We start from the raw sequence: 10,139 nt of genomic DNA, 5'->3' as shown, positions 1-10,139 counted from the left end.
GGAAGCTGATCTTTTTTGTCCGAACAGCGTTCGGATTAATTTTACAATCTACCATAGGAGTATTAAAAAACATAATCATGGTGAATTTAAAAGCACTCCAAACGTTCGTCCAAGTCGCCCAGATAGGGAGTTATTCATTAGCGGCACAACAATTACATTTGAGTCAGCCAACGGTCTCAGTGCATATCAAAGCCCTCGAAACGGACTTTCAAACCAAACTGCTGCGCTTTGATGGCCAACGCTACCGCGCGACAGCCGATGGTGCGATTGTATTGAGTTATGCCGCAAAGATTTTTCAGTTGACGGATCAACTCGAACAGACTTTTGTCCGACCGGTCCAAGCAACGTTAAAAGTTGCCGCGACATCGGTCTTATCATTAATTGCCCCACAAATGTATGCCGCAGTCCATCAAACGGGGGCCGAATTGTATTTAAATATTAGTAATTCCACCGGCGCCCTGGATAGTTTGGCAGCGGGGGGCGTTGATTGTGCGTTAGCAGCGTTAAATTCCGACCAAGTAGCCACGTATCAAACGCGCTATGCCGTAATGCCCTTAGCAACGGATGCCGTCTATTTAGTCGCTAACCGGCAAAATTCACTGAGCCAGCGCACCCAAGTCACCCCCAAAGACCTCCAGCAGCAAGTTTTTGTCATGCGCGAAGCGGGGTCCGGAACCGCGACACTGTTAACGAAATTTTTGCGTGGTCAACAAATTAAGGCCCAAAGTATCTTGCGGGTACCGCAACATGCGACGGTCGCTCAGATGATTCAAAATGGGATGGGCATTGGCTTGTTGTCCCAGTACTGGCTGCAGTCGGCCGCAGATAAGCTAACGATTTTGCCAGTGGCGGATTTTCCAGTTGAGCGCGAAATCTATTTGTTAGCGCCGCAAGCCACCGACCAGTTGCGAGCGTTTGCCAGCCTGGTCACTGAGCTATTAACGGCCGCACTAAAAGAGACTGAGATATAATCAAAAATGGGCGCCTGATAAAGTTTAACTTTCATCAGGCGCCCATTCAGTCTTTACTATTTTTGTGGCCGAAACGTGCGCCAAAAGGCAGTTTGTTCCGCTTAACCCGGAATCGGCAACTATGCTCAAAGCCCGGACATAATTGCCGATTCTACGTTAATGCTCGCAAACTAACCGCCTTTTGGCGCACTCTAGCCGGTTTAATGATATAAAAAAATCAGTCCTCACGGTGGATTATCACGGCGTGAAGACTGATTAGTGGTTATGGATGGGCAGTCAGGGGATCGAACCCTGGACCCACGGATTAAGAGTCCGTTGCTCTGCCAGCTGAGCTAACTGCCCATAACTCAACAAAAAATATAATATCATGAATATCGGAATCTGACAACACTATTTCGAAACTTTTTTCAAAAAAAGTGAATCGCGGTGGAAATTGGCCGAATTATTTCAAAATAAGTCGCCAAAATATTTCCCGGGAAATGCTACGGCCATGCGGGTTAGCTATCAAAGAAAGCTCTGATGATTTGTGATATACTAAAAACAGTGTTGAAACGTTTTTCAACCGTCCTGACGCAGGCTGGCACCAAAATAAAGCCTGTACTAATCGAAGTACCACTAAAAAATTGCAAATGAACCTGTTTTCCCCTAAGGAGGAAGAATCGTTATGAAAAAAATCTTAGTCGTTGATGACGAAAAACCAATCTCAGATATTGAAAAATTTAACTTAACTAAAGAAGGCTATGAAGTTCATGTGGCCGCTGATGGTGAAGAAGCCTTACAAAAAGTGGATGAAGTCAAACCAGACTTGATCTTATTAGACTTAATGTTGCCAAAAATGGACGGACTCGAAGTGGCGCGCCAAGTGCGGAAGAACTACGACATGCCAATTATTATGGTCACCGCCAAAGATTCTGAATTAGATAAAGTCTTAGGCCTAGAGCTGGGCGCTGATGACTATGTGACGAAACCATTTTCTAATCGGGAATTAGTTGCCCGGGTTAAAGCTAACTTACGGCGTCAAGGATCACCAAATGCGCAACCAACGGAAGAGGAAGAAAATTCTGACATTGAAATCGGTGATTTAGTCATCCATCCCGATGCTTACATGGTATCTAAGCGCGGTGACAATATTGAATTAACCCACCGTGAATTTGAATTGCTCCATTACTTGGCCCAACATATCGGTCAAGTGATGACGCGCGAACATTTATTACAAACCGTTTGGGGCTACGATTACTTCGGTGACGTGCGGACCGTCGATGTCACGGTGCGGCGTTTACGGGAAAAAGTTGAAGATAATCCGAGCCATCCAAAATGGTTAGTAACGCGGCGTGGGGTCGGTTATTACCTCCGCAATCCTGAAAACGAGTAGAGGTCAGTAAACCGTGTTGAAGTTTAAACGGAAGAATTTTTTAAAGTCGATTAATTTTAAAATTGCGTTAGTCTTTGCCTTGTTACTATTGATTACTTTGGAAATCGTCGGGGCTATTTTCGTGAAGCAGTTGGAAACACAAAATATCCGGCAGTTTAAGTCACAAGTTCAAATCCCGACCTATGTTGATAACTCGTTAGCCGAACAATTGTCGGCAACGAATTCAACGAAAGCCAATGCCCAAATTAAAACCATTTTATCGGATTATAACAACTCCAATATTGATGAAATTCGGGTCATTGATAGCAAAGGGACTATTCGTGGGACTAATGATGTCAACGATCAATCGATTGTCGGTCAAAAGACGACTGATCGCAATGTTAAAAACGCGATCTATAATAACCGTTCTTATACGAAGAACACGTATGACACGCAAAATAATGGCCGCTATTATGTTTCCATTGTGCCGCTGTATAATTCCAGTACAACGGGGAATAATAGCCAGCTGGTCGGGGTACTATATGTTCGCGCCAACATGAAGTCCGTCTATAATACGATCAATACAATTATGGGAATCTTTGTGTTGGCTTCGCTAATTGCGATGACCTTAGGCTTAGGGATTGCGATAATTATTGCCCGGGCGATTACCCGACCAATTGAAGAAATGAAACGACAGACGCAACGAATTGCGCGTGGCGATTACGCGGGCCAAGTGCGCGTTTATAGCGACGATGAATTAGGCCAATTAGCTAGTGCTATCAACAACTTGTCGATTCGCGTTGAAGAGTCGCAAGAGTCGACCGAAGCGGAACGCCGACGGTTGGATAGCGTTTTGGCGCACATGAGCGATGGCGTGATTGCCACCGATCGCCGTGGGAATATTACGATTATCAATGAAACGGCCTCCGACTTTGTCGATGTTAGCGCGGAAAAAGCGATTGGTAACTCGATTCTTGATATGTTGAAGATTCGTGATGAATATTCGTTACGAGATTTAATTGAAAACCAGGATGAATTAACGTTAGATTTCTCGTCACATGAACGTGACTTGATTTTGAATGCTTATTTCTCACTGATTCAACGGGAATCTGGGTTCATTAGTGGCTTAGTCTGTGTGCTTCATGATGTTACCGAACAACAAAAAATTGATAATGATCGGAAACAGTTCGTTTCCAATGTATCGCATGAGTTGCGGACACCGTTAACGAGTTTACGGAGTTACATTGAAGCGTTGAGCGATGGGGCCTGGAAAGACCCCGAAGTTGCGCCGAGCTTTTTGAAAGTCACCCAAGAAGAAACCGATCGGATGATTCGGATGATTAATGAGCTGCTAAGCTTGTCACGGATGGATTCGGGGACAACTCGAGTCGATATGGAACTCGTAAATATCAACGAGTTATTTAACTATGTCTTGAATCGGTTTGATATGATCTTGAAAAAAGATGATAATCCCGCGAAGTATTACACGATCAAACGTGAATTTACGAAGCGCGATTTGTGGGTTGAAATCGACACTGATAAATTTACCCAAGTTCTCGATAATATTATGAACAACGCTATCAAGTATTCGCCAGATGGTGGGGTCGTCACTTGTCGCTTATTAGAGACGCATAATCAAGTGATTATTAGCATTAGTGACCAAGGGCTAGGGATTCCACGCGCGGACTTGAATCACGTCTTTGACCGCTTCTTCCGGGTTGATAAGGCGCGTTCACGGGCCCAAGGTGGAACTGGCTTAGGCTTGGCCATCTCAAAAGAAGTCGTGCAAATGTTGGGTGGCCGTATCTGGGTCGACAGTGTCGAAGGTCAAGGGTCGACATTCTACATTTCACTGCCTTACGAACCTTATGAAGAGGAGGATCTTTGGGATGATGACTCACAAGCTTAGACGCTTACTTTTACCAATCACCCTCACGTGTTTGATTATCATTAGTGTGGCCTTGTCGATTTATATTTGGTCCAATCCGTCGCGCTATGAGCGAGAAAATAAGGTCAGCACGACCTCGTCGAACTCGACTTTGGCGACCCGGACGATTGATGATATTTATTTGCCAACACAACTGATTCATACGGACTCAGCTGGCAAACAAACCTTGCTGATTAATAAAAATGTGAGTCTTGTGAGCCAGTTCAAAGAGCAGATCAGCAAATGGAAAGCTGAAAGTATTTCCAAAGTGCGGATCACCTCGGCCAAAAGCTATGCGGCCTTGCTAAATGGGGATGATTCCTATGTGTTGAATTTCCCAGATAGTGTCACGGTCAGCATGTTCAATACGATTTTTAACCAGAATTTGAAAAATTTCCGCTCGTCCGAATTTAGTCGGATTGTGATTCCCATCAACGATACCGACCGCTTATATTTGTTGAATGACAGCAAACATCAAATTTATAGTGTGCATTTAAAAAACAAGTCGCTGACTTCGATGAAACAAGTATTGCAAGCCAATAAAGTTAAAGCCATTGCGGTGAAAATGACGTATGAAAATAATAATACGTACATCGACTACACCCAACCGGTTAAGATGCAGCATTATAGTTATTTGATGAGTAAGCTTTCGGCTAGTGAAACGGCCAACCGGTTGTTAGATGCCGATGGTAATTCGACGGTGACCGTGCATAATCGTAATGGTAGCCAAGAGTATACGACTGGTAGCTATAAGCGGATGACGGTTAATACGAAGCTCAATACGGTTTATTTTGAAGATTACAGCGATTTAGGCTCGACGCGGCAGTTGTCGTTTACCTCACAGTTGCAAAAGAGCTATACGCGGCTGGTTGCATTAGGCGTACCGATGGATAATATTCGTTATTACGGCTATGATGCTACGAGTCGTAGCGTGATTTATCGGAGTTACGTCGAAGGCTTCCCAATCTTCAACCAGACTGAAAACGGTGATGTGCGGATTCAGATGACGTCGACGGGGCAAGATCGCTATTACTTCTCATTAGATAGTTTGCAAGTGCCAGTCCCAACGACGGGGAAGAAACAATCCGTGACCTTGCCGAGCTCGACGAGTATTTTAAAACAACTCATTGCGGCCGGTTATAAAGATAGTAAGATTGGCACTATCGAATTGGGGTATCAATGGTCACAAAATAAATCATCCAAACTAGTGATTGACTTAACGCCGACTTATTACGTCTATTACAATGGCGCTTGGCGGACTTATACGTCGATGCTGAGCGGATCGTAAGGGGGCGGACGCATGAATTTTCGAAAAATTGAATGGATTTTTGTAGTTGCGTTTGTCGTCTTAGATATTTTCTTAGCGTATATGTTCATCCAAACTAGTTCCGGTGATTCGAGTAAAACGTCCAGTGATACCGCGACGACGGTCATTCGCGAAATGCGTGATGACAACATTAGTTTTAGTAATCCAGATACTAAAGAAGGTACTGGGTACTATATTGCCGGCAATAACGACAGTGGTCTCAAAGCCGATTTGAGTCAGCTTACTGAACAGACGACGCGTATTGGGACTAATGGTAAGTTGATGAGTACCTTGCGGACGAGTGTGACCGTGGATAGTAATCATCCCCAAAGTGACTTAGATGAATTCGTCAAACAATCGACTAATGTCATTCATGGGACCCAGTACGTGTACAGTTCGCAGTTATCGTCTAATGGCGAATACGTCTATGTACAAAAGGTCGCCGATGGTGAAATTTTGACGGGGACCGGTCAGTTGCGTTTAATCGTTAATAAAAATAACCAGTTGATCAGCTACACGCAAACGTATGTAAATAACGTCAAAACGTTGCGTGAAAAAGCGGTCACTATCAGTGAGAAAAAAGCTTTAGTGGCGTTATACCAATATAATCAAGTTTCAAATAACTCCCGCATTGTGTGGAGTAAGCTCGGTTATTCACGGTTGATTCGCTTAAAAGATAGTAGTGTGTATGTGCCAACGTGGATTTTTGCGGTCCGCAGTAAAAATAGTTCCAATTTAAGTTTGCACCGGATTAATGCCTTTACAGGGGCATCGATGAAGACGGCTGGTAGCTCAACATCGAGTGAAACAGCTAGTTTGTCGACGGCCGTTGGGGCCATTTGGAATGCCGACTAACGTTAGTATTGATTAAACAACTAAGTTCCTCGTCAAATTGACGGGGGACTTTTTATTTGGGACAATCCGCTGACTGTTCAAGGTGGTTAAAAGCGTGTATCATATTAACGTAAACAGCGATTTTTCAGAGATGGGAAGAACCTAAAAATGGTATTAAAGTTAGCAACAGATACAATGCAAGTCAGTGTCTTGGCTTCTGGGAGTAGTGGCAACGTTACTTATATTGAAACACCGGAACATAAAGTACTCGTCGATGCCGGGTTGAGCGGTAAAAAGATTGCCAATTTGATGGCATCGATTGGCCGTGATATCAATGAAGTGGACAGTTTATTTGTGACCCATGAACATACCGACCACTGCCAAGCCGCCGGAATTTTAGCGCGGAAATATGGATTGGACGTTTATGCCAATCAGGGGACTTGGGATGCGATGGCTAAAAAAGTCGGCAACGTGCCGGCCGAATTATGTCACGTGTTTGACCCCGATACGACACTCGGGCTAGGCGATTTAGATGTGGAATCCTTTAGTGTGTCCCACGATGCCGCCGAACCCCAATTTTATGAATTACATCATAATGGGAAGTCGTTTGTGATTATCACCGATACGGGTTATGTTTCTGAACACGTCGAAGGGGTCATTAAAAACGCGGACGGCTATTTGTTTGAATGTAACCATGACTTGGAAATGTTGCGGATGGGGCGTTATCCATGGCCGCTCAAACAACGCATTTTAGGCGATGAGGGGCATTTATCCAATGAAGATGGCGCCAACGCCTTAATGGACGTTATTGGCCGCAATACGAAGCGGATTTACTTAGGGCATCGCAGTCAAGATAACAATATGAAGACGTTAGCGCATTTAACGGTTGCTTCCATGATGAAAGAACATGATTTTGGCGTGGAGCATGATTTCCAACTCTATGATACGGATCCAGAAACAGCCACTAAACTGATTACGTTATAGGGCTGCCTTAATATTTCCACAATGCTTCGGTCATAGAAAAATCACACTTTTTAGCTAAAATAAACTTAAAACATAGTTACTAGTAGGGAGGGATCGCGTTTCGACGCGAAATTATGGCAAATAAATCATTGATCAAAGTCGCGGTTACCGCACTCGTCGCCGGCTTAGTCGGCGGTGGGATCGCGTATGGCGGCATTAATTATTTCAGCAATAATAGCATCACCACGTCTTCCACCAGTGTCCCGACCGGATCGAACAAATCCGGCTCAACTTCAACAACTAACGTGAAAGTCAACGTTAGCTCACAAGCTACGAAAGTCTACAAAGCCAATAAATCGGCGGTAGTCTCCGTGATTAATTTACAAAAACAAAGTACTTCTAGCGGTTGGAGCGGTATTTTAGGGGGCGAAGATGGCTCGTCATCGGATAGCTCTAGTTCCAGCTCAAGCTCAAGCAGTAAATTGCAAGAATATAGTGAAGGTTCCGGCCTGATCTATAAGAAGAGTGGCAACGTCGCTTATATCGTCACGAATAACCACGTTGTCAGCGGTTCTAACGCCGTACGCGTCATTATGAGTAACGGCACCAAGCTGACCGCCAAAATCGTCGGTACCGACTCCGTGACCGACTTAGCCGTTTTGAAGATTAATTCATCAAAAGTGACCACCACGGCCAGCTTCGGTGATTCCAGCAACATTGAAGTCGGTGAAACCGCGTTAGCAATCGGGTCGCCACTTGGTTCGAATTACGCCACGACCTTAACGGAAGGGATTATTTCCGCTAAGAAACGGACCGTTGCTACGACGAATACGTCCGGGCAACAAACCGGTTATGCGACGGTTATCCAAACCGATGCCGCGATTAACCCGGGGAACTCCGGTGGGCCGCTCTTTAACTTAGCTGGTCAAGTCATCGGGATTAACTCGATGAAGTTATCTTCGGATAGTTCCGGGACGAGCGTTGAAGGGATGGGCTTCGCCATTCCAAGTAACGAAGTCGTTAAAATCATTAACGAGTTAGTCAAAAATGGGGAAGTTGTCCGACCAGCCTTAGGGGTGGCAACGTATAACTTATCCAGCATCTCGACGAGTGATCGCAAGTCGGTCTTGAAGTTACCAACGAGCGTCACTAAAGGGGTCGTCATCATGAAGACCTACTCCGGTTCACCAGCAAAAGCCGCCGGTTTATCGAAGTACGATGTGATTACCGAATTAGGCGGGACCAAGGTTACTAGCTTAGCCACGTTACGGACCGCGCTATATGAACATAGTGTCGGTGATACGGTCAAAGTTAAGTATTATCATGATGGGAAGCTCAAGACGACCAACATGAAATTAACCGAAACTACCAAAACGTTGAGTAAACAAAATAATTAATAAACGTAATTTTCAAAAGCGCGGTTTGTGGCGAATAGCCAGAAACCGCGCTTTTATGCGTTTTAGCGGCAGTTACGTTGAAAAGGCGAAAGTTCGCCTTTTTCAAATACCGGTAAATATGGGTTTGACGCCCTCGATGACGGAAGAAGCCGAACGAAAAATAATGACGACAGTTCAACCATTTTTTGACGGCGTTAACCAATGGGTGAAACTGTGGATAAATCAGGGGATAATTTTCCGCGTTGCTTGGGGAAATTTATTAACAGGCGTGAGAGTAGGAACTAGCCCTGTTTAAAAGTTATCCACAGGAACCGAATTTGCTTGTGGATTCATTTTCAAAAAAATATTTTAAGTTTAGTAGATTCTTGATATAATGGGATTTGCAACCGTAATCTACGAACAAACGTTGCTGTGGAAAACTGTGGATAAGTCGGGACCCTCTTGACAAAATGGGTCAAAATAAATGTTGTGGCAAACATATGTTCAACACAATATATAGGAATTTAAGTTATACACCTGTGGATAACTTTGTTAATAACTTGTGTAAAGGTGGTAAATTATGAACATCAAAATTATTTGTGTCGGAAAATTAAAAGAAAAATATTTCAAACAGGGGATTGCCGAATACGCAAAGCGCATGAGCAAATTCGCCAAATTCCAAATCGTCGAGGTTCCGGATGAAAAGGCCCCCGAGTCATTAAGTAACGCAGAGATGGAAAATGTCATGGTCAAAGAAGGCCAACGAATCCTCGAAAAAATCAAAGACCGCGATTACGTGTACGCGTTAGCTATCAAGGGTAAGGAACGCACCAGCGAAGAATTCGCCGCCGAAATCGATAAGTTAACGACCTATGGGCACAGTGATATTGATTTTGTGATTGGTGGATCATTGGGATTAGCGCCCGAAGTGTTGAAGCGGGCCGATACTGAGATCTCGTTTGGGAAGTTTACGCTGCCCCATCAGTTGATGCGGTTGGTGCTTTCGGAACAGGTTTATCGTGCGTTTATGATTAATATTGGGTCTCCGTATCACAAGTGATGCTATTTGCTCAGCCTTTATGTAAAATTTAATGGTCATTGAAAGGAATATTGGTATATGATTTTAGGTTGTTTAGTGGATGGTTACAAATCTTTTAAAAAATTACAATATATAAATTTTATTAAGGATGAAGAAGAGGCATATACAGCAATTTTGGGAAAAAATGGCGTGGGCAAAAGTGCGATTTTAGAATCACTTAATTTTTTAATGAATTATCAGGTAGCAAAGTTTTCCTGGAATATGAATAAAGATAGAAAATCATCGAAAAACGCGTATATAGTTGGTCTTTTTTCAATTAATGGTAGATTGCAAATTTAATCCGAATTTTTGGACAAATTGTTCAGCATAACC

Annotated in this window: 9 protein-coding genes and 1 tRNA gene; 9 read left to right on the top strand and 1 reads right to left on the bottom strand. The window is 43.7% G+C overall.

Features of this window, described 5'->3' with window-relative positions:
* Positions 1-971, top strand: a 971-nt coding sequence (locus DY78_RS11015) for a LysR family transcriptional regulator (RefSeq protein WP_235810668.1), incomplete at its 5' end; no start/stop codon positions are given.
* Between the two features lie 269 nt (positions 972-1,240).
* Here the strand turns inward: DY78_RS11015 and DY78_RS11010 are convergent.
* Positions 1,241-1,313 (bottom strand) — tRNA-Lys (locus tag DY78_RS11010).
* A gap of 322 nt (positions 1,314-1,635) precedes the next feature.
* On the opposite strand from DY78_RS11010, the gene yycF reads away from it, so the two are divergent.
* The 8 genes from yycF (at position 1,636) to DY78_RS10965 (ending at position 10,106) form a co-directional block, all read left to right on the top strand.
* Entirely contained in the window at positions 1,636-2,343 is a 708-nt protein-coding gene (gene yycF, locus DY78_RS11005) for a response regulator YycF (RefSeq protein WP_024625627.1), read from the top strand.
* Positions 2,344-2,356: 13 nt separating this feature from the next.
* Positions 2,357-4,231, top strand: coding sequence for a cell wall metabolism sensor histidine kinase WalK (gene walK / locus DY78_RS11000; protein WP_024625628.1), 1,875 nt, complete (start codon positions 2,357-2,359; stop codon positions 4,229-4,231).
* Entirely contained in the window at positions 4,212-5,537 is a 1,326-nt protein-coding gene (locus DY78_RS10995; RefSeq protein WP_024625629.1) for a YycH family regulatory protein, read from the top strand. Before walK ends, DY78_RS10995 begins: the two co-directional genes overlap by 20 nt.
* Before the next feature lie 12 nt (positions 5,538-5,549).
* Positions 5,550-6,410 (top strand): two-component system regulatory protein YycI, encoded by an 861-nt coding sequence (locus tag DY78_RS10990; protein ID WP_024625630.1) that lies wholly within the window; start codon positions 5,550-5,552, stop codon positions 6,408-6,410.
* A 147-nt stretch (positions 6,411-6,557) separates the two neighbouring features.
* Positions 6,558-7,373 (top strand): MBL fold metallo-hydrolase, encoded by an 816-nt coding sequence (locus DY78_RS10985; protein ID WP_024625631.1) that lies wholly within the window; start codon positions 6,558-6,560, stop codon positions 7,371-7,373.
* Between the two features lie 113 nt (positions 7,374-7,486).
* Positions 7,487-8,749: a S1C family serine protease gene (locus tag DY78_RS10980; RefSeq protein ID WP_024625632.1), complete on the top strand. Its 1,263-nt coding sequence runs from the start codon at positions 7,487-7,489 to the stop codon at positions 8,747-8,749.
* 559 nt (positions 8,750-9,308) lie between these two features.
* Positions 9,309-9,788 (top strand): 23S rRNA (pseudouridine(1915)-N(3))-methyltransferase RlmH, encoded by a 480-nt coding sequence (gene rlmH / locus DY78_RS10970; RefSeq protein WP_024625634.1) that lies wholly within the window; start codon positions 9,309-9,311, stop codon positions 9,786-9,788.
* Between the two features lie 57 nt (positions 9,789-9,845).
* Positions 9,846-10,106, top strand: coding sequence for an AAA family ATPase (locus DY78_RS10965; protein WP_024625635.1), 261 nt, complete (start codon positions 9,846-9,848; stop codon positions 10,104-10,106).
* The last annotated feature ends 33 nt before the right edge of the window (positions 10,107-10,139 follow it).

The organism is Lactiplantibacillus fabifermentans DSM 21115 (genome assembly GCF_000498955.2).
Classification (GTDB): domain Bacteria; phylum Bacillota; class Bacilli; order Lactobacillales; family Lactobacillaceae; genus Lactiplantibacillus; species Lactiplantibacillus fabifermentans.
This window is presented reverse-complemented; position numbering and strand designations above follow the sequence as displayed.